We start from the raw sequence: 24,280 nt of genomic DNA, 5'->3' as shown, positions 1-24,280 counted from the left end.
TAGATTATCTATTTTTTTACTTTCGGCATATCAAGACGACTGATACCGCCCATATTCATCGCGTGCGTATACCCCATATCAAGCAACATTTGTTTTGCCATGCCCGACTGTCGCCCGGAGTTGCAATATAACTTTACCGTATCGTTCCTGTCTGGAACTACCGTTTCGATATGAGATTTAATCTCCTTCAATGGGATATTAATCGCGCCCTGAATATGCTCTCGCTGATATTGTTCCGGAATGCGGACATCTATCCAGTATTCTGCGGCATAAAGCGGCATGGCTATGAATAACGCTAACGCAAATATTCCTTTTTTCAACATACTTCCGTCCTGACACGTAATGTATTTCGCACACACTATACGCCAGAGCTTAACGAAATATTATGACCAGACTCGCTATTTGTAACGCTGCGAAATTTTATTCGCCGCCTTACGAAGTACTGGCTCCAGCGCAAACGCCAGCAACATTTTTAGCGGACGACGGGCGACGGATTTTACCGCCCATCCCGCCACGCCGGCAGGCCCGTAGCGTAACGCGGTCAACAGAACCAGCTTACCTGCTATTTTGAAGCCGGGCTTCACCTTCTGCCCGGCGCGTTGCCAGCGAGTATTCATCTTCACCTTCCCGATATATCACTTACAGTTGACGGAAACGACTACGCAGTGTGAACGTATCTGACGTGACGTAGCGTTCCATTTCTCGCAAACGCTTTTCGCCTGCGGCAAGCTCTCTGTCTACGGTATCCAGCAGTTCGCCGCTGGTCGGCTGCGGTTTGCCTGCGGCCAGATTATCCGGCATAGGGTCCAGTACAAAAGACAGAACGATATAGGCCACTACGGTAAAAAACGCCAGCCCAAAGAAAATCGACAGCACGACCAGAATACGCACCAGTTTTACCGGTACATCAAGGTAGTCGGCGATCCCGGCGCAAACGCCACGCACCATGCCCTTTTGCGGCATACGCCATAGTTTTTTATTCAGATTGATTCCACCCATTAGCGCTCTCTCCAGTTCGGATGCTCTGCATCAAGAATGTCTTCCAGCGCCTGAATGCGCTCGCGCATACGTTGCGCATCGTCTGTGAGTTGCAGTAAGCGTTGCTGCTCGCTTTGCGACAGTTCTCCCCGACCGGCGCGGTTGCTGTAATGCAGCCACAGCCAAATCGGTAACACAAACAACACAAAAATGGTTAACGGGATGGCCAGAAATAGCGCGCTCATGCGTTCTCCTTACACCTAAAGCTGATGAGCGACGGCGCGTATCGGCGCCGCCATTGTCATTATTGATTATCTTGCTTCATTTTGGCTTTCAACTGCGCCAGCTGCTCGCTGATTTCATCATCGGCTTTCAGGTTGGCAAACTGTTGGTCCAGCGATTGCTGCTTACCAAAACGATGGCTTTCCGCTTCCGCTTCCATTTGATCGATACGACGTTCAAAGGATTCAAACCGCGCCATGGCTTCATCCAGTTTGCCGCTGTCAAGCTGACGACGGACATCGCGGGAAGAACTCGCCGCCTGATGACGCAGCATCAGCGCCTGCTGGCGAGCGCGTGTTTCGCTGAGTTTGTTTTCCAGCTCGCCAATCTCTTTCTTCATGCGCGCCAGCGTGTCATCCACCAGCGTGACTTCCTGTTCAAGCGTAGCAATTAAATCGGTCAGCTTTTGTTTTTCAATCAATGCGGCGCGCGCCAGATCGTCTTTATCTTTGCGCAGGGCCAGTTCCGCTTTTTCCTGCCACTCGATCTGCTGAGCCGTAGCCTGTTCAATACGACGGGATAACTGTTTCTTTTCCGCTAAAGCTCGCGCGGAGTTCGAGCGAACCTCCACCAGCGTATCTTCCATCTCCTGAATCATCAGGCGCACCAGCTTCTGCGGATCTTCCGCTTTTTCCAACAACGCATTGATATTGGCGTTCACGATGTCGGCAAAACGAGAAAAAATACCCATAATTCAATCCTCACATAATGTTCTGATAACGGGCGATGCCCTGCTATGTGATTAATACAATTTGCGTGCCAACTTTTCATACCACTGATAATAAAGAAATTGTTTCGTTTTACCTCGCCAGCAAAAAAGGATAAAGTGGTGAAAAACACTAACAAGTGGCGATTTTCATCATGGCTGAATTTAAAGATAACCTGCTCGGCGAGGCAAACCGTTTTCTTGAAGTACTGGAACAAGTCTCCCGGCTCGCGCCGCTGGATAAGCCAGTGCTGATTATTGGCGAACGCGGGACGGGTAAAGAACTTATCGCCAATCGACTGCATTATCTCTCTTCACGCTGGCAGGGGCCGCTTATCTCGCTTAACTGCGCGGCGCTTAACGAAAATCTGCTGGACTCCGAACTGTTTGGCCATGAAGCGGGCGCTTTTACCGGGGCGCAAAAACGTCATCCCGGTCGCTTTGAACGCGCCGATGGCGGCACGCTGTTTTTGGATGAACTGGCGACAGCGCCGATGCTGGTACAGGAAAAGCTGCTGCGGGTGATTGAATATGGCGAGCTAGAGCGCGTCGGCGGCAGCCAGCCGTTACAGGTTAATGTGCGATTAGTATGCGCCACTAATGCCGATTTACCCGCCATGGTGAAGGAAGGGACATTTCGTGCCGATCTGCTCGACAGGCTGGCTTTTGATGTTGTACAACTGCCGCCGCTGCGCGAACGCCAGAGCGATATCATGCTGATGGCCGAGCACTTTGCTATTCAGATGTGTCGTGAGCTACGTCTGCCCTTATTTCCCGGTTTTACCGATCGGGCAAAAGAAACGTTGTTGCATTACGCCTGGCCAGGTAATGTCCGCGAGCTGAAAAACGTAGTCGAACGTTCAGTGTATCGCCACGGCAGTAGTGAACAACCTTTGGATGAAATTGTTATCGATCCTTTTCAACGCCATCCCGCTGAACCGCCCGCGCCCGCCCTGCCAGCGGCATCCGTCACGCCTGACCTGCCGCTCAAATTACGTGAGTTTCAACTGCAACAGGAAAAAGCGCTGCTGCAACGTAGCTTACAGCAGGCGAAGTTTAACCAGAAACGAGCCGCCGATTTGCTGGCGCTCACCTACCACCAGTTTCGCGCCTTGCTTAAAAAGCATCAGCTTTAGCTATTTCTCCGGCTAATTGACGACATTTACGCCAGTTATCCACCGACATTTTTACGTGGCGGGCCGAAGTGCGATACACTTTGCAAATTGAACTTCAAAAACTTAACTATTATGCGCCTGGTTTTATCGTCTCTGATCGTGATAGCGGGTCTACTAAGTAGTCAGGCTACGGCTGCGACTGCGCCCGAACAAACTGCGAGTGCAGATATTCGCGATAGCGGCTTTGTGTATTGTGTCAGCGGGCAGGTCAACACCTTTAATCCGCAAAAAGCGAGCAGCGGCCTCATCGTCGATACCCTGGCCGCCCAGTTATATGATCGCCTGTTGGATGTCGATCCCTATACTTATCGTTTAGTCCCAGAGCTGGCAGAAAGCTGGGAAGTGCTGGATAACGGGGCAACGTACCGTTTTCACCTGCGCCGCGACGTTTCCTTTCAAAAAACCGCCTGGTTTACGCCGACCCGAAAACTCAATGCTGATGATGTCGTCTTTACCTTTCAGCGGATTTTCGATCGTCGACATCCGTGGCATAACATCAACGGCAGTAGCTTCCCCTACTTTGATAGCCTACAGTTCGCCGACAATGTAAAAAGCGTGCGTAAGCTGGACAATAACACCGTTGAGTTTCGCCTGACGCAGCCAGACGCCTCCTTTTTATGGCATCTGGCTACACACTACGCTTCCGTCATGTCCGCTGAGTACGCCGCGCAGCTTAGCCGAAAAGATCGTCAGGAACTGCTAGACCGCCAACCGGTCGGTACCGGGCCTTTCCAGCTTTCGGAGTACCGTGCCGGGCAGTTTATTCGTCTCCAGCGCCACGATGGGTTTTGGCGCGGCAAACCGCTGATGCCGCAAGTGGTGGTGGATTTAGGCTCCGGCGGTACCGGGCGTTTATCGAAATTACTGACCGGTGAATGCGATGTTCTGGCCTGGCCCGCCGCCAGCCAGCTAACTATTTTACGCGACGATCCGCGTTTACGTCTGACGTTGCGCCCGGGGATGAATATCGCCTATCTGGCCTTTAACACCGATAAGCCGCCGTTGAATAATCCCGCAGTGCGCCATGCGCTGGCCTTATCGATCAACAACCAGCGCCTGATGCAGTCGATTTATTACGGCACGGCGGAAACCGCAGCCTCCATTTTACCGAGAGCCTCATGGGCTTACGATAACGATGCCAAAATTACGGAGTACAATCCGCAAAAATCGCGCGAACAGCTAAAAGCGCTGGGCATTGAGAATCTTACGCTGCATCTCTGGGTGCCGACCAGTTCTCAGGCCTGGAACCCAAGTCCGCTAAAAACGGCGGAGCTTATTCAGGCGGATATGGCGCAGGTTGGCGTAAAAGTGGTCATTGTGCCGGTTGAAGGTCGTTTTCAGGAGGCGCGCCTGATGGATATGAATCACGATCTGACCTTATCCGGCTGGGCCACGGACAGCAACGATCCGGATAGCTTTTTCAGACCGCTGTTAAGCTGTGCGGCCATCAATTCGCAAACCAATTTCGCCCACTGGTGTAACCCTGAATTTGACAGCGTGCTGCGTAAGGCACTGTCGTCGCAGCAGTTGGCTTCGCGCATAGAAGCGTATGAGGAAGCGCAGAATATCCTGGAGAAAGAGCTGCCGATACTGCCGCTGGCATCATCACTACGCCTGCAGGCTTACCGCTACGATATTAAAGGGCTGGTGTTAAGCCCGTTCGGCAATGCGTCTTTTGCCGGCGTCTCCCGCGAAAAACACGAAGAGGTGAAAAAACCATGATTATCTTCACCCTGCGTCGGTTATTGCTGTTGCTGGTGACGCTCTTCTTCCTGACCTTTATCGGCTTTAGCCTGAGCTATTTTACGCCGCATGCGCCGCTACAAGGCGCATCATTATGGAATGCCTGGGTTTTCTGGTTCAACGGTCTGCTGCACTGGGACTTTGGCGTGTCCAGCATTAACGGCCAGCTGATCTCCGAACAGCTTAAAGAGGTGTTTCCCGCCACGATGGAGCTGTGCATTCTCGCCTTTGGTTTTGCGCTGATGGTCGGCATCCCGGTCGGGATGCTGGCGGGCGTGACGCGTAGCAAATGGCCGGATCGTTTTATCAGCGCGCTGGCACTATTAGGTTTCTCAATTCCGGTTTTCTGGCTGGCGCTTCTGCTCACACTGTTCTTTTCGCTCACGCTGGGGTGGCTGCCGGTATCCGGGCGATTTGACCTGCTTTATGAAGTTAAACCGGTTACCGGTTTCGCCATCATTGACGCCTGGATTTCAGATTCGCCATGGCGTGATGAAATGGTGATGAGCGCCATACGGCATATGGTTTTACCGGTGCTCACGCTCTCCGTCGCGCCGACCACAGAAGTGATCCGCCTGATGCGAATCAGCACTATTGAGGTCTACGATCAGAACTACGTTAAAGCGGCGGCCACGCGCGGCTTATCGCGCTTTACGATTTTACGCCGTCACGTGTTGCATAATGCGCTGCCGCCGGTCATTCCCCGTCTTGGTCTGCAGTTTTCAACCATGTTAACGCTGGCGATGATTACCGAAATGGTTTTCAGCTGGCCTGGGCTGGGACGATGGTTAATTCACGCCATTCGTCAGCAGGACTATGCCGCTATTTCCGCTGGCGTGATGGTCATTGGGTCGCTGGTTATTGTGGTCAATGTGATTTCCGATATTTTGGGTGCTATGGCTAACCCTCTGAAACATAAGGAATGGTATGCCTTACGATAGCGTATACAGCGAAAAGCGCCCGCCAGGCACCCTGCGCACTGCCTGGCGTAAATTTTATAGCGACGCGCCTGCGATGGTGGGTCTGTATGGATGCGCCGGTCTGGCGTTGCTGTGTATTTTTGGCGGCTGGATCGCGCCCTATGGTATCGATCAGCAATTTCTGGGCTATCAGCTACTGCCACCCTCCTGGTCACGCTATGGCGAAGTCTCCTTTTTTCTGGGGACTGACGATCTGGGGCGCGATGTGCTGAGCCGCCTGTTAAGCGGCGCGGCGCCCACGGTCGGCGGCGCGTTTATCGTAACGCTGGCGGCTACGCTATGTGGATTAGTCCTCGGCGTAGTGGCAGGCGCGACGCACGGTTTACGCTCTGCCGTGCTGAACCATATTCTGGACACGCTGCTTTCCATCCCTTCGCTCTTGCTGGCGATTATCGTCGTGGCATTTGCCGGCCCACATCTGTCACACGCGATGTTTGCCGTCTGGCTGGCCCTGTTGCCGCGAATGGTACGTTCCGTCTACAGCATGGTGCATGATGAACTGGAAAAAGAGTACGTCATTGCCGCCCGTCTGGATGGCGCGACAACGCTGAATATTCTGTGGTTCGCCATTTTACCGAATATTACCGCCGGTCTGGTCACCGAAATTACCCGGGCGCTGTCGATGGCGATTCTGGACATCGCCGCGCTGGGATTTTTAGATCTCGGCGCGCAGCTTCCCTCTCCTGAATGGGGCGCCATGTTGGGGGATGCGCTGGAGCTAATCTATGTCGCGCCGTGGACCGTTATGCTACCCGGCGCGGCGATAACGCTCAGTGTTTTACTGGTAAACCTGCTCGGAGATGGGATTCGTCGTGCGATTATTGCGGGGGTGGAATAATGCCGTTACTGGATATCCGCAATCTCACCATTGAATTTAAAACCAGCGAAGGTTGGGTAAAAGCGGTCGATCGCGTCAGTATGACATTAAGCGAAGGTGAAATTCGCGGCCTGGTAGGTGAATCGGGTTCCGGAAAGAGCTTGATTGCTAAAGCTATTTGCGGCGTCGCGAAAGACAACTGGCGAGTCACTGCCGACCGTATGCGTTTTGATGATATCGATCTGCTGCGCCTCTCCTCACGTGAACGGCGTAAGCTGGTCGGACATAATGTGTCGATGATCTTCCAGGAGCCGCAGTCGTGCCTTGATCCTTCCGAACGCGTCGGCCGCCAGTTAATGCAAAATATTCCCGCCTGGACCTATAAAGGCCGCTGGTGGCAGCGTTTAGGCTGGCGTAAACGGCGTGCAATTGAATTACTGCACCGGGTGGGAATTAAAGATCATAAAGACGCGATGCGCAGTTTTCCCTATGAACTGACCGATGGTGAGTGTCAGAAAGTTATGATCGCTATCGCGCTGGCGAATCAACCGCGACTCCTGATCGCTGATGAACCCACCAACTCAATGGAACCAACGACGCAGGCGCAAATTTTTCGCCTGCTGACCCGACTGAATCAAAACAGTAATACCACCATTCTGTTGATTAGCCACGACCTGCAAATGCTGAGTCAGTGGGCTGATAAAATCAACGTTTTATACTGCGGCCAGACGGTAGAAACCGCGCCAAGTAAAGATCTGGTGACGATGCCACATCATCCTTATACGCAGGCGCTTATCCGCGCGATTCCGGATTTTGGCAGCGCGATGCCGCATAAAAGCCGTCTGAATACGCTGCCAGGCGCGATCCCGCTACTGGAGCAGTTACCGATAGGTTGTCGTCTGGGGCCACGCTGCCCTTACGCGCAACGAGAATGCATTATCACGCCACGCTTAACCGGCGCGAAAAATCATCTCTATGCCTGTCATTTTCCGCTGAATATGGAGAGAGAGTGATATGGTGGAAACTCTGCTTGAAGTGCGCAACCTGAGTAAAACCTTTCGCTACCGGACAGGATGGTTTCGTCGCCAGACCGTCGACGCCGTGAAACCATTAAGCTTTACGCTTCGTGAGCGTCAGACCCTGGCCATTATCGGCGAAAACGGTTCCGGCAAATCCACGCTGGCGAAGATGCTGGCCGGCATGATTGAACCCACCAGCGGCGAGCTTCTTATTGACGATCATCCCCTGCATTACGGCGACTATTCGTTTCGAAGCCAACGTATTCGAATGATTTTTCAGGACCCCTCAACGTCACTGAATCCACGTCAACGTATTTCGCAGATCCTTGACTTCCCCCTGCGCCTTAATACCGATCTGGAGCCGGAACAGCGGCGCAAACAGATTGTCGAGACGATGCGTATGGTGGGGCTATTGCCCGATCACGTAAGCTACTACCCGCATATGCTGGCGCCGGGGCAGAAACAGCGTCTGGGCCTGGCCCGCGCGCTGATTTTACGCCCTAAAGTCATTATCGCGGACGAAGCGCTGGCTTCGCTTGATATGTCCATGCGCTCGCAGCTCATCAATCTGATGCTTGAATTGCAGGAAAAGCAAGGCATCTCCTATATCTATGTCACGCAGCATATCGGCATGATGAAGCATATTAGCGATCAGGTATTAGTGATGCATCAGGGGGAAGTGGTTGAACGCGGCAGCACCGCCGATGTGCTCGCCTCTCCGCTACATGAGCTTACCCGCCGTTTAATCGCAGGCCATTTTGGCGAGGCGCTGACCGCTGACGCATGGCGAAAGGATCGCTAAGCGAAACAAATACCCTCAGTTCGATTCTCTGAGGGTGTTCATGCGACTGCCCAACAGCAATGTTTCAACCTCTTCTAACGCAACGGAAGGAAATAACGTGCCCTGGGTTGCCCAAATGCCTGCCGTTTTTAACACCGGCAAATAGCGTGTGTTTTCCTGGCTCCCCACCACGATCTTGTCACAATAACGCCGGATATGTTTGACAAGCAGCGGAAACGTCATTTTTTCAATTTGTGAGACAAAAAAGCTGCGATCAAGTTTTACGCCGCTAAAACACCCGCAAACTAATGGCGCAGCAGTTGCATTCCCTACGCCCAGGTCGCCCAGCCATAATGGATTAGGTTGCTTATGAAGCGCGTGTATTAAAGGATCGATTAAGGCGTTATCTTGACATGAAAAATGTTCAGCGACCTGCAGCTCCACAAATAGCATGGCGTGTAGTAATGCGCGAATATCTTTATCCTGAAGGACAAGCTGCGCCATACCCCGATCAATATTTACGATACAGAATAGGCCGTGGCGTAGAAACCAGCCATGTTTGGCCGCGATTGTCCGCAACAGATCAAGCAGAAAACGGCGCTTCTGCGAATTGTCCCATGACGAGATAACAAACTCAGGATGTAGCGGACGAGCGGGCGACGATGCAAAATGGGTAGTGATTTCGACACCCAGTAAATCCCCCTCCATTGCCCTTATCGGCTCTGCCATAAAAAAATAGCGCATGTGACCACTCCACTTGATCTTAACTCCCTGATAATGCGCTTTTAACGCAAATCAATCAATAAAAACGATCAATATATAAAAAATGATCGAAAAAAACAATATATGTTAACTTCATGATAACTTGCTAATTTTATGTTTTGAGAATGTTCTTCTATTGCTATAAGGAAATTTACATACTACGCCGAACAACGCTAATACGACGGCATGAGACCATCCGTAAAGCCAGGTTTTTCTTGTCAGGCAGAGGGGAAAAATCAAGGCGAGTTAATGTTGTTACACCATTGCGAGGCATTTCACCCACTATGGCAGCGCGGCATCGCCAACCCTAGTGGCGAGTTGCATCTCCGCTACAGGCTGTCCAGATCCCCCGAACGACCTTTAAGCGAATAGCAACTCTCAATAATTGATCGGTAAATCTGTAGCGAATGTGCCCCCGGCGATTCGCAGAAAAGAACGGAACTAAATGCTATTTTTTTAATTCATCCTTTAATACCTTAGCCACAAGAGTCCCTTCCTCCGGCGCGGCTAGTTTAAAACGTCTTCCTGGCGCAGGTGTCTGTTCTTCCTCTCCGATTAACGCATCAAGATCCGTAATAAGTGACTTATAATATTCAACATCTTCAGTATTTCCTTCGGTCTCGGCCCGCTTTAATTTTATCATGTGATGGGCCTTAATTTGCTCTTCCAGTTGCCTTGTTGCAAGAGAAACGCTTCGCTGTTGCCGTGATTCTTGTGATAACACGATTTGATCGCCATCCACAAAGAAAAGAACCCCCTCTTTAACCAGAATATTACCTAAGATATTTATATCATGCATATAAACCCCCCGGGATTTAAGAAGCGCCTCCGCCATTCGATAGTTATCTTCATCTTCAACATCGAACTCCTGACCTTGAATATATTTTGAAACTAAAACCGTAACGTCTTTACCATTAATATTCATGATGGCCGAACGAGAAAAATTCTTGTCGTCATTGGCCATATTCAAATACTTACTGACACGATCAGGATGACAATTACGATGCTCCGGAGAGTTAACATCCACTTTTATTCCCCGCTCATTAACTGGAATCTTAACAACAAAGTCATCATGTAACCGATAGACTGTCCCATAACTTCCGCTACCTATTTTATTTTTTTCAATATCACGCATGCGAATATTTTTCTGAAACTCCGGCGAGTTAATAAACGCCTCTATTGCCGCTGGTTGTGATGCATCCGTCTGATCAATAGCGTCGCTCTCATAACCAGACGCCGTGGCGGGCGTGGTCAGGAAGTCTATCAAACGTTGCTCAAAAGCCTCATAGATTCCATTACTACCTGCCTCGCTCGGCGGTAGATTATCATTACCCAAAGCGGCAAGCGTAATTTCCCCGTTATTATAATTAAACATCGTTTCTTTTAAAAAATCGACGCAACGTTCAGAACACTCCGTCTCGGTCACTAATACTCCATCGTAAAACATCTGTAGTAGTAACATATTTTCTTGATGTGCTAATACCTCTACAGTGTATTTATCTATTGTTTCAGGTCTGGAGGCATCAATAAGTTTAATATATCCAAGAAGGGGGCGCCATCGTGTACAGTCTTCATCTCGCTTCGAAAATGGTCCTGGAGAGAAAGGCCCTTTAATATCGGGATGCTCTTTTTTTTGGCACAGTAGATTATAGATTTCTCTATAATCAGAAATTAAACTTCGCCTGGTAAATATATTCCTGAAAAAATCTATAAATTTCTCACACGTTGAAAAAACATGTTCTCTTTTATTATCGATGATATCTCTTAAATACCTTTCTGATATCTGGCAATTATGATTTCCGATCTGAAATGTAAACGGCATATGTCTCATCCTCTGAAAATTTATTATAATACACATGCAAACATATAAAAACCTGATTTGTAACTACTGTAATCACCTGATTTCCAAAATTTTTCATATTCAGTATTACTCTGCATCAATAAATAGAGAAAACCTTCAGCACCTAAAAAAGAAATTATTTTTGTTAAGCATTTGCTGGTTAAAGTTACATGTCCATAACATCGCTAATAGGTGAGGTAAACCATTTGGATGAATATTCAGGCTTCCTACAGAACCTTTATTTGTCTGGTGGAAAGCGCATCGCTATCGTACTTGCTATCCGTCCCGGTGTCTCTGGTTGGATGAGGCGAACCTTACACCAGCTGGTATACTGCACCGTAGGGCCTGTCCCATTAGACTCTTTGATTTGCCAGTTTGGCCCTGGGGAGTGCTCAAAATCCTCAGGGACTTCGTTACCGTGTGGTTTTAGAACGTCACCTGCCGGAGATAGCGGCGGAAAAATAGCGTGACACACGGGGCCAGGAGTGGGATATAATTTCAGACTAATTTCGAATAATGTTGAAAAGTTGCTGTTAACCATTGTTCGTAAAAGCAAAAAATAAGCAATGACTATAAGGATTAAAGCTATGGGTTTTCTTTCCGGTAAGCGCATTCTGGTCACTGGCGTGGCCAGTAAACTGTCCATCGCCTACGGTATCGCACAGGCGATGCACCGCGAAGGAGCTGAACTGGCGTTCACCTACCAGAACGACAAACTGAAAGGCCGCGTAGAAGAATTTGCTGCCCAGCTGGGTTCCAGCATCGTTTTACCGTGTGATGTCGCTGAAGATGCCAGCATTGACGCTATGTTTGCGGAGCTGGGTAACGTTTGGCCGAAATTTGACGGTTTTGTACACTCGATCGGTTTCGCGCCTGGCGATCAGCTGGACGGCGATTATGTTAATGCGGTTACCCGCGAAGGCTTTAAAATCGCTCACGATATTAGCTCTTACAGCTTTGTTGCCATGGCGAAAGCCTGCCGCACCATGCTGAATCCGGGTTCTGCGCTGTTGACCTTGTCTTATCTGGGAGCGGAGCGCGCCATCCCGAACTACAATGTCATGGGTCTGGCGAAAGCCTCTCTGGAAGCCAACGTGCGTTATATGGCAAATGCAATGGGGCCGGAAGGCGTTCGCGTCAACGCCATCTCTGCGGGTCCAATCCGCACGCTGGCGGCGTCCGGTATTAAAGACTTCCGTAAAATGCTGGCGCATTGTGAAGCCGTTACGCCAATTCGTCGCACCGTGACCATTGAAGATGTGGGTAACTCAGCGGCGTTTCTGTGTTCCGATCTCTCGGCAGGCATTTCTGGCGAAGTCGTCCATGTTGACGGCGGGTTCAGCATTGCGGCAATGAATGAACTGGAACTGAAGTAAGCGCATTAAGTTTATTAGCGGGCGGCACGGCTGTGCTGCCCCATTCCCCTCACTCACCGCTCATCTCGTTATATAGCGTTCTGATATTTGTTATCACCTAACAATCTTTCATCCCTTTCCCGCATACGCCAGGATAATCCAGCATAAACGATCCGACGCCGAATCATTATCGATCGCCATTTCATCCTCGGGAAACCCTATGGAACAATGCCGAAAAGCGGGTAAAAGCCACTGGTATCATGAAACACAATCCACTATGTCGTCACAACCCCCGCTTTCGCTGATGCCGGAAGCCGCGTATGTTAACGATCGTTTTTTACTGGATTTAACGGTATCAGAAACCGCGTTGACGCCTTTTGAATCATGGTTAAAGCCCGCTCGCCAGTTGGCGGATGTCTTATTTCCTCGCACGGTTCTCAACGACCGGCTTCATACGTTTAGCGCCTATGAACGTATGAGCACCGCCCTTACCGCCGCTCAGGTATTTGGGGTTCAGCGTTTGTGTCGCTATTATGCCGCGCGTCTGGCGCCGCTACCTGGCCCTGACGCCTCAAGAGAGAGCAATCAACGGCTGGCGCAAATTACGCAATACGCTCGTCAGCTTGCCGGCTCCCCCTCCGTTATCAATACGCGAGCCCGCGAACAGCTTGCAGAGGTGGGATTAACCGCCCGGGATACCGTACTCATCAATCAGATCATTGGGTTTATCGGTTTTCAGGCGCGAGTAGCGGCGATATTTCAGGCGTTTTGCCGTCTGCCCGTGCGCGAGCTGCCCGGCCAGGAGATGCAGCGCTTTGCCAGGGCCGCGCGGTTTCAAAACCCCCAGACAACATGGCGGCCCGCCGCCAGTCTGGTAGAATATTCTCCCGCCCATACCAAAGTTCGGCGGCAATATTCGTCTTCACAATGCCAAATAATGGCGCCGGTACTCATGCGCGATCCGTCTTCATTCGCGTTACTCGAACGCATACTGACCAGCACATTACACACTGCGTCGCTCCCTTCTTTACTTCCACTTATCACGCTCCTCACATCACGTATCAACGGCAGCGCCGCCTGCTTTAACGAACAGGCAACCCAACCTGGCGCGTGGCGCCGCGCTGTCATCACGTTACGCCAGGAAGACGACGACATCGCTCGTTGGGAACTTGAGCCTGCGCTGACACAGGCGATACAATGGCTCACCAGAGCGCCCGATCGCTTTAGCGCCGCGCATTTTTTCCCGCTACTCACCAGGGGAGTTTCATCGGAGCAGGCCATTAATATGTTAGGCTGGTGTGGCGTGTGCGGATGGTTAAATCGTTTAAAAATCGCGTTGGGCGAAACCTATTAACTCATCCATTACTGAAAGAGCGCTTGCTGCGCCAGGCAGAATCGCGTAAAACTGTCAGCCGCTCTTTTGGCTACGAAAATAGACGAATATGTTTCAGGACAACCCGCTGCTAGCGCAGCTTAAACAGCAACTGCATTCCCAGACGCCGCGCGCTGAAGGGGTCGTAAAAGCCACGGAAAAAGGCTTTGGCTTCCTTGAAGTTGACGCGCAAAAAAGCTACTTCATTCCTCCGCCGCAGATGAAAAAAGTGATGCATGGCGATCGTATCGTCGCGGTCATCCACACGGAAAAAGAACGTGAGTCTGCCGAGCCGGAAGAACTGATCGAACCGTTCCTGACGCGTTTTGTGGGAAAAGTTCAGGGTAAAAATGACCGCCTGTCCATCGTGCCGGATCATCCGTTGCTGAAAGACGCGATTCCCTGCCGCGCCGCGCGCGGCGTTCAGCATGAGTTCAAAGAAGGTGACTGGGCGGTTGCCGAAATGCGCCGCCATCCGCTTAAAGGCGACCGTTCGTTTTACGCCGATTTAACGCAGTACATCACCTTTGCCGACGATCACTTTGTTCCCTGGTGGGTTACGCTTGCCCGCCATAACCTGGAAAAAGAAGCGCCGAACGGCGTAGCGACGGAGATGCTGGACGAAGGGCTGGAGCGCCAGGATCTTACCGCGCTGAATTTCGTCACTATCGATAGCGCCAGCACTGAAGATATGGATGACGCGCTTTATGCTGAGGAATTAGCGGACGGCAGACTCCAGCTTACGGTGGCTATCGCCGATCCTACCGCCTGGATTGCCGAAGGCAGTAAGCTGGATAACACAGCGAAAATTCGCGCCTTCACCAACTACCTGCCGGGCTTCAATATTCCTATGCTGCCACGTGAGCTGTCTGACGATCTGTGCTCACTGCGCGCCAACGAAGTGCGTCCGGCGCTCGCCTGTCGCATGATCATCGCCGCAGACGGCACCATTGACGATGATATCGCCTTTTTTGCGGCCACCATCGAATCGAAGGCCAAGCTGGCGTACGACAATGTCTCCGACTGGCTGGAAAATAACGGCACCTGGCAGCCGGATAACGAAGGCATTGCCCAGCAGATTCGTCTGTTGCACCGTATTTGTCTAAGCCGCAGTGAGTGGCGTCATCATCATGCGTTAGTCTTTAAAGACCGCCCGGATTACCGCTTTGTGCTTGGCGAAAAAGGCGAAGTACTGGATATTGTGGCGGAACCGCGCCGTATCGCTAACCGTATCGTAGAAGAGTCGATGATCGCCGCTAACCTTTGCGCCGCGCGCGTACTGCGCGATAAGCTCGGTTTCGGTATTTACAACGTACATACGGGCTTCGATCCCGCGAATGCCGACGCGCTGGCCGCGCTGCTGAAAACGCATGGTCTGCATGTCGATGCCGAAGAGGTGCTGACGCTGGAAGGCTTCTGTAAACTGCGTCGCGAACTGGATGCGCAGCCCTCCGGTTTCCTTGACAGCCGCATTCGTCGCTTCCAGTCTTTTGCGGAAATCAGCACCGAGCCGGGGCCGCATTTCGGTCTTGGCCTTGAGGCTTACGCCACCTGGACTTCTCCCATCCGTAAGTATGGCGATATGATTAACCATCGCCTGCTGAAAGCGGTCATCAAGGGGGAAGCTATTGCGCGTCCGCAGGAAGATATCACCCAGCAAATGGCGGAACGCCGTCGCCTGAACCGCATGGCGGAGCGCGATGTCGGCGACTGGTTATATGCACGCTTCCTTAACGATAAGGCGGGGACAAATACCCGTTTCGCGGCAGAAATTATTGACGTCAGCCGCGGAGGTATGCGTGTGCGACTGGTCGATAACGGCGCTATCGCCTTTATCCCAGCTCCGTTCCTGCACGCCGTTCGCGATGAACTGGTATGCAGCCAGGAAAACGGTACGGTACAGATTAAAGGTGAGACGGTTTATAAAGTGACGGATGTCATTGATGTCACTATTGCGGAAGTTCGCATGGAAACCCGCAGCATTATTGCCCGACCGGCAGCGTAACCACGCTTAGCTCACTCAACGGCCTTTGCTGAGAAGGCAAAGGCCGTTTCTTTTCTTCTTCTCCCTTCCGTCATGCTCTAAGTTTAATCTTATTCAAGCGCCCCATTTCTTGTTATTTTTAGCTGGCGACTATGCTTTTTCCAGAATCTGGATTACATATGAATACATAGATAAAACAATACGTTCAGCCATAATTACCCTTATTTATAACATGGCTAACCTTTATTTTCGGGCACCTGGCGCTTAAATGGGATGGTACGCATGATGAAACAGATTCAGGAACAAACGGCGCTAAATCCCCTTCACTCTCACTGGCGTCTGGCTGATGACCGCAACGTGCTGTATCTCTCCCCGACAGGTGAAACGGATGCAGAAAAAACGGTTGAGCTATCGCCGGAACAAGCCGGGCGTATCCGGGAAATAACGGCGATTACGTCCAGTCTGCTGATAACGTTGTTGATAGAAAAACAGGTTACCGCTGTGCACCTGGTAGGCCGTAAGATTAATAACCGTGAATGGGCTGGCAGCCTGGCAACCTGGCCTGATACGCCTGCCGTCGCGCCAACGCAGGCGCAGGAGCTCTCTTTTGCCGAGCAAATCGTATCAGAAGCCAACTCAGTCATTGCGATACTGGATAGTCGGGGAAAAATCTGTCGATTTAATCGGTTATGCGAAGAGTACACGGGCTTAAAAGAGCGAGATGTAATTGGTCAAAGCGTCTTTAAATTATTTATGAGTCGCCGGGAGGCGGTTGCCTCCCGGCACTACATTGAGAATTTTTTTCGCAATGGCAATGCCTATGAAATCGAACGCTGGATAAAGACCCGTAAAGGCCAACGCCTGTTCTTATTTCGTAATAAATTTGTCCATAACGGTAGCGGAAAAAACGAAATTTTCCTGATCTGCGCAGGCACGGATATCACCGAAGAAAGGCGGGCTCAGGAGCGTTTACGCATACTGGCGAATACAGACACCGTCACCGGCCTGCCCAATCGCAATGCTATCCATGAATTTATTAATCATGCTATTGCCTCGGCTGGCGAGTCGCAAGTGGGTATCGTTTATCTCGATCTGGATAACTTCAAGAAAATTAATGACGCCTATGGGCATATGTTTGGCGATCAGCTCTTACAGGCCGTTTCGCTGGCGCTGTTGAGTTGTCTGGAGGAAGATCAATTGCTGGCCAGACTGGGGGGAGATGAATTCATTGTCCTCGCTGCCCATACGTCTCAGGCCGCGCTGGAAGCAGTAGCCTCACGAATCCTTACCCGTCTGCGGCAACCGTTTCGCATTGGACTCATTGAAGTTTACACGGGATGCGCCATTGGCATTTCGTTGGCCCCCCGGCACGGACAGGACAGCGAAAGTCTCATTCGCACTGCCGACACCGCAATGTATAACGCCAAAGAAGGCGGCCGCGGTCAGTTCTGCGTTTTTTCGCCGGAAATGAATCAGCGCGTATTTGACTATCACTGGCTGGATACAAACCTGCGAAAAGCGCTGGAAAACGACCAGTTACTTATTCACTATCAGCCCAAAATTACCTGGCGCGGCGAAGTACGTAGCCTGGAAGCGCTGGTACGCTGGCAATCGCCGGAACGCGGATTAATTCCGCCGCTGGAGTTCATCTCATACGCCGAAGAGTCAGGACTCATCGTCCCGCTGGGCCGCTGGGTGATTCTGGATGTAGTTCGCCAGATTGCGAAATGGCGCGATAAGGGGATTAACTTGCGCGTAGCCGTTAACTTTTCGGCGCGACAACTGGCCGACCAGACGCTTTTTACTGCGCTTAAACAGGCTTTGTACGATCTGAATTTTGAGTATTGCCCAATCGATGTCGAGCTAACGGAAAGCTGCCTGATCGAAAACGACACGCTGGCGCTATCGGTTATCCAGCAATTTAGTCAGCTCGGCGCCCAGATTCATCTGGATGATTTTGGCACAGGGTATTCTTCGCTTTCTCAACTCGCCCGGTTCCCTATTGATGCCGTTAAACTGGATCAGGCTTTCGTCAGAGATATCCATAAGCAACCGCTGTCGCAATCTCTGGTTAGGGCGATTGTCGCGGTGGCTCAGGCGCTAAATTTACAAGTGATTGCCGAAGGTGTAGAAAATGCTAAAGAAGATGCCTTCCTGACAAAAAACGGCGTCAATGAACGACAGGGCTTTTTATTCGCCAAACCTATGCCCGCCGTTTCTTTTGAACGCTGGTACAAACGTTATCAGACGAAAAAAATGCGTTAATGGCGACGATAATAGGGAGAACAGCCTATGCAGACAGGCATAGCCCTATTTTTCCCTTCTCTTTTCAGATTAATTTCTGCATCATGAATTGAAACCTTTTCTGACATTAAGGATGACAAACATGTCTGATATCGAAGCACAACGAATTGCCGCACGCATTGATACCGTGCTGGATATCCTTGTTGCTGGCGATTACCACTCGGCCATCAATAACCTTGAAATATTGAGAGCAGAGCTGTTAGATCAGGTTAAAGACGGTATCTCGCCATCCCAGGCTCCCGGGTCGCCCTGGGAAATCTGATAGCGATTATTTGTCCGGGATGGCCGTTAGCCCTTCCCGGCTCTCTGACTGTCTGTTGACTCCTCTTAACGAATAAAATTAATACTATGAACTCCCGACAACAATCAATTTTGCAAATGGTGGTTGATAAAGGCCAGATGAGCGTTGCTGAACTGGCGAAAATTACCGGCGTATCTGAAGTCACGATTCGTCAGGATCTGAATACCCTGGAAAAACAGAGCTATTTACGCCGTGCGCACGGTTTCGCCGTTTCGCTTGAGAGCGATGACGTAGAGACTCGCATGATGACGAACTACACGCTAAAACGCCGACTGGCGGAGTTCGCCGCCTCGCTGGTCAGTCCAGGGGAATCCGTTTTTATTGAAAATGGCAGCAGCAATGCGCTATTGGCCCGGACGCTGGCGGAACAAAAAGATGTCACGATCATCACCGTGAGCAGTTATATCGCGCATCTGCTGAAAGAAACCCCTTGCGAAGTCATTCTCCTCGGTGGAATCTATCAGAAAAAAAGTGAAAGCATGGTAGGGCCGTTGACGCGACAGTTTATCCATCAAGTGCATTTCAGCAAAGCATTTATCGGTATTGATGGCTGGCAGGCTGATACCGGCTTTACCGGACGCGATATGATGCGATCGGATGTGGTTAACGCTGTTCTGGAAAAAGGCTCAGAAGCGATTGTCCTCACCGACAGCTCCAAATTTGGCTGTGTGCATCCCTATCCCCTGGGCCCGCTCTCTCGCTTCCATCGTGTCATTACGGATTCCAGAATTTCCGCCAGCGATCAAATGCAGTTAGAGCATGCAGGGCTGCTAGTCAATGTTATTGGCTCATCCGTTTAAAATATTTCCCGATGGTTTGCCCTATGGCAAATCATCCTCTCTCTAAGACTTTTCTGACATCCCAATTAAGACTATTTACCTGTTGTAACGAGCGTAACGTCGTAAAATTAATATTAGCGAAATAACAGGAAGTGACTATCACCTGCGTGATATACCCCTGCGCAATCAGGTTTTACGGAAAATCTCTTAACAGGTTTTATTTTAACTATAGTTATAGTGAGCTTAATTCCGTGAATCGTTAATTCAGGAGAGAGTATTATGTTTATGACGAGCAAAAAAATGGCCGCTGCTGCGCTGGCAATCACCGTAGCAATGTCTCTAAGCGCCTGCTCAAACTGGTCCAAGCGCGATCGCAACACGGCTATTGGCGCAGGTGCGGGGGCGTTAGGCGGCGCAGTGTTAACGGACGGCAGTACATTAGGCACCCTGGGCGGCGCGGCGGTCGGCGGCGTGATTGGTCACCAGGTTGGAAAATAATCCAGACGTTTAAATATTGAACGGCTCAAAATAATACGTTTATTCTTTTCAGGTCTGGATTACAAAAATAGACAAAGTTGACTTTTACGCCACGGTAATTTACAACCGTGGCGTTTTCATTAGCCGCCAGCTAATTTTACTTTCATTCCTTTAGCTTCCAGCAATGATTTTATCAAGTCGCGTTTATCACCCTGAATTTCAATAATCCCTTCTTTTACTGCCCCGCCACAGCCGCATTTTTTCTTCAGTTCAGCCGCCAGTTTGGTTAATTCCGCATCATTCATCTCGATACCGGTAATCAAACATACGCCTTTACCCTTACGGCCACTGGTTTGACGCTGAATGCGAACGATACCATCCCCTTTGGGACGAACCGGCGCCGTTTTAGGTTCTTCAATGCGCCCCGTCTGTGTTGAATAAACCAGACGACTATTGGAATCGCTCATTATGCCTCCCGTTTCAGTGACGCGTTAATATCCTTCAGCGTTTGCGCCGGATCTACCGATTGCGTAACCGGGCGGCCAATCACCATATAGTCGACGCCAGCGGATAATGCCTGTTCGGGCGTCATAATGCGTCGCTGGTCGCCTGCCTCGCTGCCTGCGGGCCGAATGCCCGGCGTCACCAGCTTAAATGCAGCGCCAAAGGCCTGTTTAAATCTGACAGCTTCCTGAGCGGAACAGACCACGCCATCCAGCCCGCATTGCTGCGTCAGGCGCGCCAGCCGCTCCGCATGTTCCGCCGGTGACAACGTCACGCCCAGATCGTGTAGATCGCTGGTTTCCATACTGGTCAACACGGTCACGGCAATGAGCAACGGCGCATCTTTACCGAATGGCGCCAGCGCGTCGCGCGCTGCGGCCATCATTCTCGCCCCACCAGACGCGTGAACGTTTACCATCCAGACGCCCAGGTCTGCCGCTGCGGCGACTGCCCGGGCCGTGGTGTTGGGAATATCATGAAATTTTAGATCAAGAAAGACATCAAACCCACGTTGCTGGAGATCCCGAACGAGTTGTGGACCAAACAGCGTGAACATCTCTTTGCCCACTTTTAAGCGACAATCGCGAGGATCGATTTTGTCGACAAACGCCAGGGCTTTATCGCGTTCATGGTAATCCAACGCCACAACGACAGGCGATTCAGTAATAGCGCAGGAAGAAGATGAAGCAGTAAACGTCATGACCAGACCTTCTTGATGATGGGCACCGGAAGTGGCGCAAATTGGATAAACGGCGTGCATTCTACCTGCGGCGCAGGGAAATTAACAGGTTCGATTGACAACCTGATAAGCCCTGGCCGCCGATGCCAGCGTCGTTTCTAGCTTTACGTCATCAAGTATGTTGTAACTAAATTGAAGCTTTTTTTATATACTACTGCCCATCAAGTCCGCGAATAGGTTTAATGGTCGACCATGCCCGGCAGGACGGACAGTGCCAGTACAAGGTATAGGCGGTAAAACCGCATTTCTGACAACGATACCGCGGTTTACTGCGCACCTGCTCGCCAACCATATCACGCAGTACCATCAGGCTTTCTTTCGCTCGCCCTTCTTCCGCCTCGTTGAGATGGTAATCCATCAGCTTATGGAACACCCGCATGGTAGGATGTCGCTGTAGCTGACGCGTGATATAGACTTGAGCTGCGTCACTACCTTCACGTGCTTCCAGAATATCGGCAAGCATTAACTCAGCGCCAGCACCGGTATTCTCCTCAACGGCGCGACGTAAAAACTCCGCCCACTCGGCATTTTTACCGAGCTGTTGATAACAGGTTTGCAGCATCTCCAGCGTTTCGCTGACCAGCTCTTTATCCTGAACGATCACACGTTGCAGGCTTTCGACCGCTTTGGCGTAATCCCCTCTCGCCATATAAACGCGCCCCATCATGATAGACACCCGGGCGCTATTTTTATCTGCGGCGGCACCTTTTTTCAGCAACGCCATCGCGCGATCCATGTCGTCGTTGCCCATCTGCTGTAAAGCTAACTCACAGTAAAAATGGGCGATTTCGATACGCTGTTTATCTTTGCCCAGTTTCACCAGCCGTTCTGCTACTTCGATCGCCTTTTGCCAGTCGCTGGTTAGCTGATAGATTTGCAAGAGCTGCTGTAACGCGCCTACGCGAAATTCCGTTTCGTCGGTAAGTTGGTTAAACATATCTTCCGCGCGGTCATATAAACCGGCGGCCATATAGTCGCGCCCCAGTTGCTGAACAGCCAGTAAACGCTGTTCATAGGTCAATGAAGCGCTTTCCATGAGCGTTTGATGAATACGAATGGCGCGATCGACTTCGCCGCGTGAGCGAAACAGATTACCGAGAGTGAGATGAGCCTCAACGGTGCCCGTATCCTCTTTAAGCATATCGAGGAACAGATCCACCGCTTTATCTTGTTGGTTACTCAGCAGGAAGTTAACCCCTGCGACATAATCGCGCGACAGGCGGTTAGCTTCATCCTGTTTTGTTTGTTGCGCACTTCTGCGACCCATATACCACCCATAGGCAGCGGCTACAGGCAACAGCAGAAATAACAACTCCAACATAAATGATTATTCCTTTACAACCGACGAATCGGCAGGGACCGCAACGTCGGTTGCTGGCGAGAGCTTGTTTTCCAGTCGTTTAATTTTACGTTCAGCGCGGGCAAGGGAAACGCGGACCCGCAGCCAGAACAGGCCGCAAATCAGCCAGCCAATCGCAAAACCGACGGCGAACAATACAGCAAGCAACGTGGAGATACGATACTCCCCTTGCGCCAGCAGGTAGTTAAACGTCACCTGTTGATCATTCTGCGCGCCCAGCGTCACCGAAATAACAAAAATCGCCAATACCAGTAAGAAAATGAGTAAATATTTCACATTACTTCCCGTTATGTGGTTTGCGCGAATAAATCGTGTCCAACTTACCGCATCCAGCCTTCTAAATTACCATTTTCCCGCCTCGCGCGAAATGGAAATGCGCCCGCCATCAGATGATTTAAGGGCAATAGTCAGAAAATCAACCGTTGTCAGCTTTCCTGCTCGCGTTCAGCAATTTCTTGCGCTTCTTCACGAGGCGGCATAAGCGGCCCGCAAATTCGCTGCGCCAGCCAGGTCGCCAGGGTAACTAATAGCCAGGAGATGAGCGTGGCGACCACTAAATCTCGCGGCCAGTGCATTCCCAGAAGCAAACGGCTGCCCATTACGCCGGTCGCCCAGACTAACAAAAACGCGATGGTGAAAGTCCGTCTGCGCGGCCATAACAGACCCACGGCCAAAAGCGCCCAGCTCGCTGCAAACATGGTGTGTCCGGAGGGAAACGCAAAGCCCGTCTCTTTTTGCCAGTGCTGACGCAGGAAAACGGGGATGTTCTGTTGCCCGGCCAACTGCTCTTTCACTAAATGTCCGCGTTCTGTACGCTTTAAAGTGTAGAACTCATCGACGGGAATATGGTGCGTTTTTTCAAGCCAGACCACAAATGGCCGCGGCTCCTGTACGCGCTCCTTTACCCATGACTTCACGCCCTGCCCGACGATAATCGCCCCACCGAGAATCGCAAACAGCATAATGGCGGCGCGCAGGCGAAATCGCAGGCACCATAAGAACCATCCACAAAGAATCACATGCGTGATAACGCCCCAGGGTTTGGTCACGGTTTCCGTTATCCAGAATAGCGTTTTTAGCCACCAGACCTGATGTCCTGGCTGCCACTGCCAGCCTGATACCCATACGGCAAGCGGCATGATAAGCAACAGGGCGGCGCCTGCCGCGGTGCGCCTCGCAATTGAAAGCATGGATGCTCCTTTTATAAGTAAGTATCACAATCATAACTGAAAATTCTCGCCGGACTGGAAAATTGACAAATTTGTGCCATTCCTGAGCAATTACGTGGTAGTGATTAGGTGATGTCCGCCGCCTTATGGCAAAATAGCGGGATACAAGCCAACAGGCGACGACACCGCAGGCGTCAGCATAATCTGGAGAAATACATGCAGCTTAAACGTGTGGCAGAAGCCAAACTGCCAACCCCATTGGGTGACTTTCTGATGGTGGGATTTGAAGAACTGGCAACCGGACACGACCATGCCGCGCTGGTTTTTGGCGATATTTCAGGTAAAACGCCGGTACTGGCTCGCGTTCATTCCGAATGTCTTACCGGGGACGCGCTTTTTAGTCTGCGCTGTGATTGTGGTTTTCAACTGGAAGCCGCGCTGACGCATATTGCGGAAGAAGGACGCGGTATTCTGATTTACCACCGTCAGGAAGGCCGCAATATCGGCCTGCTTAATAAAATTCGCGCTTATGCGTTACAGGATCAAGGCTATGACACGGTGGAGGCCAATCATCAGCTCGGCTTTGCCGCCGATGAGCGTGATTTCACCCTTTGCGCGGATATGTTCAAATTACTCGGCGTGGATGAAGTTCGCCTGCTGACCAATAATCCGAAGAAAGTCGAAATACTGACCGAGGCGGGAATTAATATCGTGGAACGCGTTCCGCTCATTGTGGGTCGTAATCCAAATAATGAGCATTATCTCGATACTAAAGCGGCCAAAATGGGCCACCTACTAAGTAAGTAAGCCACCGGTATTAAAGCGCGGGCCTGCCTGTTTACGGCAGGCCCGA

Annotated in this window: 27 protein-coding genes and 1 pseudogene; 16 read left to right on the top strand and 12 right to left on the bottom strand. The window is 50.9% G+C overall.

Annotation, left to right across the window (positions count from 1 at the left end; genetic code table 11):
- Nucleotides 1–8: 8 nt before the first annotated feature.
- The 5 genes from pspE to pspA form a co-directional block, all read right to left on the bottom strand.
- Entirely contained in the window at nucleotides 9–323 is a 315-nt protein-coding gene (gene pspE / locus QEN31_RS11115; RefSeq protein ID WP_000913428.1) for a thiosulfate sulfurtransferase PspE, read from the bottom strand.
- A gap of 75 nt (nucleotides 324–398) precedes the next feature.
- Nucleotides 399–617, bottom strand: coding sequence for a phage shock protein PspD (gene pspD / locus QEN31_RS11110; RefSeq protein ID WP_001097607.1), 219 nt, complete (start codon nucleotides 615–617; stop codon nucleotides 399–401).
- A gap of 22 nt (nucleotides 618–639) precedes the next feature.
- Nucleotides 640–999: an envelope stress response membrane protein PspC gene (gene pspC / locus QEN31_RS11105; RefSeq protein WP_000508938.1), complete on the bottom strand. Its 360-nt coding sequence runs from the start codon at nucleotides 997–999 to the stop codon at nucleotides 640–642.
- Nucleotides 999–1,223 carry an envelope stress response membrane protein PspB gene (gene pspB / locus QEN31_RS11100; RefSeq protein WP_001274953.1) on the bottom strand — a complete coding sequence of 75 codons (225 nt, stop codon included), beginning with the start codon at nucleotides 1,221–1,223 and terminating at the stop codon, nucleotides 999–1,001. The genes pspC and pspB overlap by 1 nt, the downstream gene beginning before the upstream one ends.
- Before the next feature lie 59 nt (nucleotides 1,224–1,282).
- Nucleotides 1,283–1,951, bottom strand: coding sequence for a phage shock protein PspA (gene pspA, locus QEN31_RS11095; RefSeq protein ID WP_000510996.1), 669 nt, complete (start codon nucleotides 1,949–1,951; stop codon nucleotides 1,283–1,285).
- 170 nt (nucleotides 1,952–2,121) lie between these two features.
- Between pspA and pspF the strand changes: the two genes are divergently transcribed.
- The 6 genes from pspF (at nucleotide 2,122) to sapF (ending at nucleotide 8,502) form a co-directional block, all read left to right on the top strand.
- On the top strand, nucleotides 2,122–3,102 hold the full coding sequence (pspF, locus tag QEN31_RS11090) for a phage shock protein operon transcriptional activator (protein ID WP_001738297.1): 981 nt from the start codon (nucleotides 2,122–2,124) through the stop codon (nucleotides 3,100–3,102).
- Between the two features lie 111 nt (nucleotides 3,103–3,213).
- Entirely contained in the window at nucleotides 3,214–4,863 is a 1,650-nt protein-coding gene (gene sapA / locus QEN31_RS11085) for a peptide ABC transporter substrate-binding protein SapA (protein ID WP_001241629.1), read from the top strand.
- The gene (gene sapB / locus QEN31_RS11080) at nucleotides 4,860–5,825 is read left to right on the top strand and encodes a peptide ABC transporter permease SapB (protein ID WP_000583298.1); all 966 of its coding nucleotides are present in this window, start codon (nucleotides 4,860–4,862) and stop codon (nucleotides 5,823–5,825) included. The genes sapA and sapB overlap by 4 nt, the downstream gene beginning before the upstream one ends.
- Nucleotides 5,812–6,702, top strand: a complete 891-nt coding sequence (gene sapC, locus QEN31_RS11075; RefSeq protein ID WP_001146150.1) for a peptide ABC transporter permease SapC — start codon at nucleotides 5,812–5,814, stop codon at nucleotides 6,700–6,702. The genes sapB and sapC overlap by 14 nt, the downstream gene beginning before the upstream one ends.
- The gene (gene sapD, locus QEN31_RS11070) at nucleotides 6,702–7,694 is read left to right on the top strand and encodes a peptide ABC transporter ATP-binding protein SapD (protein ID WP_001128868.1); all 993 of its coding nucleotides are present in this window, start codon (nucleotides 6,702–6,704) and stop codon (nucleotides 7,692–7,694) included. Before sapC ends, sapD begins: the two co-directional genes overlap by 1 nt.
- Before the next feature lies 1 nt (nucleotide 7,695).
- On the top strand, nucleotides 7,696–8,502 hold the full coding sequence (gene sapF, locus QEN31_RS11065; protein ID WP_000230462.1) for a peptide ABC transporter ATP-binding protein SapF: 807 nt from the start codon (nucleotides 7,696–7,698) through the stop codon (nucleotides 8,500–8,502).
- A gap of 15 nt (nucleotides 8,503–8,517) precedes the next feature.
- On the opposite strand, the gene QEN31_RS11060 is transcribed toward sapF, so the two are convergent.
- Entirely contained in the window at nucleotides 8,518–9,225 is a 708-nt protein-coding gene (locus QEN31_RS11060; RefSeq protein ID WP_064239767.1) for a hypothetical protein, read from the bottom strand.
- A gap of 466 nt (nucleotides 9,226–9,691) precedes the next feature.
- Complete coding sequence (gene steC / locus QEN31_RS11055) at nucleotides 9,692–11,065, bottom strand: SPI-2 type III secretion system effector kinase SteC (protein WP_327258393.1); 1,374 nt, start codon at nucleotides 11,063–11,065, stop codon at nucleotides 9,692–9,694.
- 34 nt (nucleotides 11,066–11,099) lie between these two features.
- On the opposite strand from steC, the gene QEN31_RS11050 reads away from it, so the two are divergent.
- The 9 genes and pseudogenes from QEN31_RS11050 (at nucleotide 11,100) to osmB (ending at nucleotide 19,676) form a co-directional block, all read left to right on the top strand.
- Entirely contained in the window at nucleotides 11,100–11,279 is a 180-nt protein-coding gene (locus tag QEN31_RS11050) for a hypothetical protein (RefSeq protein ID WP_010989024.1), read from the top strand.
- Nucleotides 11,254–11,553 carry a hypothetical protein gene (locus QEN31_RS11045; RefSeq protein ID WP_010989025.1) on the top strand — a complete coding sequence of 100 codons (300 nt, stop codon included), beginning with the start codon at nucleotides 11,254–11,256 and terminating at the stop codon, nucleotides 11,551–11,553. Before QEN31_RS11050 ends, QEN31_RS11045 begins: the two co-directional genes overlap by 26 nt.
- 117 nt (nucleotides 11,554–11,670) lie before the next feature.
- On the top strand, nucleotides 11,671–12,459 hold the full coding sequence (fabI, locus tag QEN31_RS11040) for an enoyl-ACP reductase FabI (protein WP_000506501.1): 789 nt from the start codon (nucleotides 11,671–11,673) through the stop codon (nucleotides 12,457–12,459).
- Between the two features lie 199 nt (nucleotides 12,460–12,658).
- Nucleotides 12,659–13,636 (top strand): annotated as a pseudogene (locus QEN31_RS11035) (carboxymuconolactone decarboxylase family protein); the annotation flags it as partial.
- 244 nt (nucleotides 13,637–13,880) lie between these two features.
- A complete protein-coding gene (locus QEN31_RS11030; protein ID WP_000485055.1) occupies nucleotides 13,881–15,815 on the top strand; it encodes an exoribonuclease II in 1,935 nt (644 codons plus the stop codon).
- A gap of 261 nt (nucleotides 15,816–16,076) precedes the next feature.
- Entirely contained in the window at nucleotides 16,077–18,059 is a 1,983-nt protein-coding gene (gene pdeR / locus QEN31_RS11025) for a cyclic di-GMP phosphodiesterase (protein ID WP_023193234.1), read from the top strand.
- A 121-nt stretch (nucleotides 18,060–18,180) separates the two neighbouring features.
- The gene (locus QEN31_RS11020) at nucleotides 18,181–18,360 is read left to right on the top strand and encodes a YciZ family protein (protein ID WP_001279854.1); all 180 of its coding nucleotides are present in this window, start codon (nucleotides 18,181–18,183) and stop codon (nucleotides 18,358–18,360) included.
- A gap of 86 nt (nucleotides 18,361–18,446) precedes the next feature.
- Nucleotides 18,447–19,199: a DNA-binding transcriptional regulator YciT gene (gene yciT, locus QEN31_RS11015; RefSeq protein WP_001088594.1), complete on the top strand. Its 753-nt coding sequence runs from the start codon at nucleotides 18,447–18,449 to the stop codon at nucleotides 19,197–19,199.
- A gap of 258 nt (nucleotides 19,200–19,457) precedes the next feature.
- Nucleotides 19,458–19,676 carry an osmotically-inducible lipoprotein OsmB gene (osmB, locus tag QEN31_RS11010; RefSeq protein ID WP_099949663.1) on the top strand — a complete coding sequence of 73 codons (219 nt, stop codon included), beginning with the start codon at nucleotides 19,458–19,460 and terminating at the stop codon, nucleotides 19,674–19,676.
- Nucleotides 19,677–19,795: 119 nt separating this feature from the next.
- On the opposite strand, the gene yciH is transcribed toward osmB, so the two are convergent.
- The 5 genes from yciH to pgpB all read right to left on the bottom strand — a co-directional run bounded on the left by yciH (nucleotide 19,796) and on the right by pgpB (nucleotide 23,448).
- A complete protein-coding gene (gene yciH / locus QEN31_RS11005; protein ID WP_001285199.1) occupies nucleotides 19,796–20,122 on the bottom strand; it encodes a stress response translation initiation inhibitor YciH in 327 nt (108 codons plus the stop codon).
- Entirely contained in the window at nucleotides 20,122–20,859 is a 738-nt protein-coding gene (gene pyrF, locus QEN31_RS11000; protein ID WP_001675160.1) for an orotidine-5'-phosphate decarboxylase, read from the bottom strand. The genes yciH and pyrF overlap by 1 nt, the downstream gene beginning before the upstream one ends.
- A gap of 190 nt (nucleotides 20,860–21,049) precedes the next feature.
- Nucleotides 21,050–22,219 (bottom strand): lipopolysaccharide assembly protein LapB, encoded by a 1,170-nt coding sequence (gene lapB, locus QEN31_RS10995; protein WP_000891378.1) that lies wholly within the window; start codon nucleotides 22,217–22,219, stop codon nucleotides 21,050–21,052.
- Between the two features lie 6 nt (nucleotides 22,220–22,225).
- Nucleotides 22,226–22,534: a LapA family protein gene (locus QEN31_RS10990; protein WP_000876301.1), complete on the bottom strand. Its 309-nt coding sequence runs from the start codon at nucleotides 22,532–22,534 to the stop codon at nucleotides 22,226–22,228.
- A gap of 149 nt (nucleotides 22,535–22,683) precedes the next feature.
- On the bottom strand, nucleotides 22,684–23,448 hold the full coding sequence (gene pgpB / locus QEN31_RS10985) for a phosphatidylglycerophosphatase B (RefSeq protein ID WP_000948651.1): 765 nt from the start codon (nucleotides 23,446–23,448) through the stop codon (nucleotides 22,684–22,686).
- A 195-nt stretch (nucleotides 23,449–23,643) separates the two neighbouring features.
- On the opposite strand from pgpB, the gene ribA reads away from it, so the two are divergent.
- Nucleotides 23,644–24,234: a GTP cyclohydrolase II gene (gene ribA / locus QEN31_RS10980; RefSeq protein ID WP_001176284.1), complete on the top strand. Its 591-nt coding sequence runs from the start codon at nucleotides 23,644–23,646 to the stop codon at nucleotides 24,232–24,234.
- Nucleotides 24,235–24,280 lie beyond the last annotated feature (46 nt).

The organism is Salmonella sp. SA15303, assembly GCF_029962125.1.
Classification (GTDB): domain Bacteria; phylum Pseudomonadota; class Gammaproteobacteria; order Enterobacterales; family Enterobacteriaceae; genus Salmonella; species Salmonella enterica.
Note: the sequence above shows the minus strand (reverse complement) of the source record. Positions and strands in the feature narration are given on the sequence as shown.

What these genes read in the sequence shown, in the direction of transcription:
- fabI (WP_000506501.1), top strand. Translation starts at nt 11,671, where the DNA reads ATGGGTTTTCTTTCCGGTAAGCGCATTCTGGTCACTGGCGTGGCCAGT.
- sapA (WP_001241629.1), top strand. Translation starts at nt 3,214, where the DNA reads ATGCGCCTGGTTTTATCGTCTCTGATCGTGATAGCGGGTCTACTAAGT.
- pspC (WP_000508938.1), bottom strand. Translation starts at nt 999, where the DNA reads ATGGGTGGAATCAATCTGAATAAAAAACTATGGCGTATGCCGCAAAAG.
- QEN31_RS11020 (WP_001279854.1), top strand. Translation starts at nt 18,181, where the DNA reads ATGTCTGATATCGAAGCACAACGAATTGCCGCACGCATTGATACCGTG.
- yciH (WP_001285199.1), bottom strand. Translation starts at nt 20,122, where the DNA reads ATGAGCGATTCCAATAGTCGTCTGGTTTATTCAACACAGACGGGGCGC.
- pdeR (WP_023193234.1), top strand. Translation starts at nt 16,077, where the DNA reads ATGATGAAACAGATTCAGGAACAAACGGCGCTAAATCCCCTTCACTCT.
- QEN31_RS11030 (WP_000485055.1), top strand. Translation starts at nt 13,881, where the DNA reads ATGTTTCAGGACAACCCGCTGCTAGCGCAGCTTAAACAGCAACTGCAT.
- QEN31_RS11045 (WP_010989025.1), top strand. Translation starts at nt 11,254, where the DNA reads ATGTCCATAACATCGCTAATAGGTGAGGTAAACCATTTGGATGAATAT.
- pspB (WP_001274953.1), bottom strand. Translation starts at nt 1,223, where the DNA reads ATGAGCGCGCTATTTCTGGCCATCCCGTTAACCATTTTTGTGTTGTTT.
- QEN31_RS11060 (WP_064239767.1), bottom strand. Translation starts at nt 9,225, where the DNA reads ATGCGCTATTTTTTTATGGCAGAGCCGATAAGGGCAATGGAGGGGGAT.
- osmB (WP_099949663.1), top strand. Translation starts at nt 19,458, where the DNA reads ATGTTTATGACGAGCAAAAAAATGGCCGCTGCTGCGCTGGCAATCACC.
- pspA (WP_000510996.1), bottom strand. Translation starts at nt 1,951, where the DNA reads ATGGGTATTTTTTCTCGTTTTGCCGACATCGTGAACGCCAATATCAAT.
- pspF (WP_001738297.1), top strand. Translation starts at nt 2,122, where the DNA reads ATGGCTGAATTTAAAGATAACCTGCTCGGCGAGGCAAACCGTTTTCTT.
- pgpB (WP_000948651.1), bottom strand. Translation starts at nt 23,448, where the DNA reads ATGCTTTCAATTGCGAGGCGCACCGCGGCAGGCGCCGCCCTGTTGCTT.
- yciT (WP_001088594.1), top strand. Translation starts at nt 18,447, where the DNA reads ATGAACTCCCGACAACAATCAATTTTGCAAATGGTGGTTGATAAAGGC.
- pyrF (WP_001675160.1), bottom strand. Translation starts at nt 20,859, where the DNA reads ATGACGTTTACTGCTTCATCTTCTTCCTGCGCTATTACTGAATCGCCT.
- sapD (WP_001128868.1), top strand. Translation starts at nt 6,702, where the DNA reads ATGCCGTTACTGGATATCCGCAATCTCACCATTGAATTTAAAACCAGC.
- sapF (WP_000230462.1), top strand. Translation starts at nt 7,696, where the DNA reads ATGGTGGAAACTCTGCTTGAAGTGCGCAACCTGAGTAAAACCTTTCGC.
- pspE (WP_000913428.1), bottom strand. Translation starts at nt 323, where the DNA reads ATGTTGAAAAAAGGAATATTTGCGTTAGCGTTATTCATAGCCATGCCG.
- sapB (WP_000583298.1), top strand. Translation starts at nt 4,860, where the DNA reads ATGATTATCTTCACCCTGCGTCGGTTATTGCTGTTGCTGGTGACGCTC.
- pspD (WP_001097607.1), bottom strand. Translation starts at nt 617, where the DNA reads ATGAATACTCGCTGGCAACGCGCCGGGCAGAAGGTGAAGCCCGGCTTC.
- steC (WP_327258393.1), bottom strand. Translation starts at nt 11,065, where the DNA reads ATGCCGTTTACATTTCAGATCGGAAATCATAATTGCCAGATATCAGAA.
- lapB (WP_000891378.1), bottom strand. Translation starts at nt 22,219, where the DNA reads ATGTTGGAGTTGTTATTTCTGCTGTTGCCTGTAGCCGCTGCCTATGGG.
- ribA (WP_001176284.1), top strand. Translation starts at nt 23,644, where the DNA reads ATGCAGCTTAAACGTGTGGCAGAAGCCAAACTGCCAACCCCATTGGGT.
- sapC (WP_001146150.1), top strand. Translation starts at nt 5,812, where the DNA reads ATGCCTTACGATAGCGTATACAGCGAAAAGCGCCCGCCAGGCACCCTG.
- QEN31_RS11050 (WP_010989024.1), top strand. Translation starts at nt 11,100, where the DNA reads ATGCAAACATATAAAAACCTGATTTGTAACTACTGTAATCACCTGATT.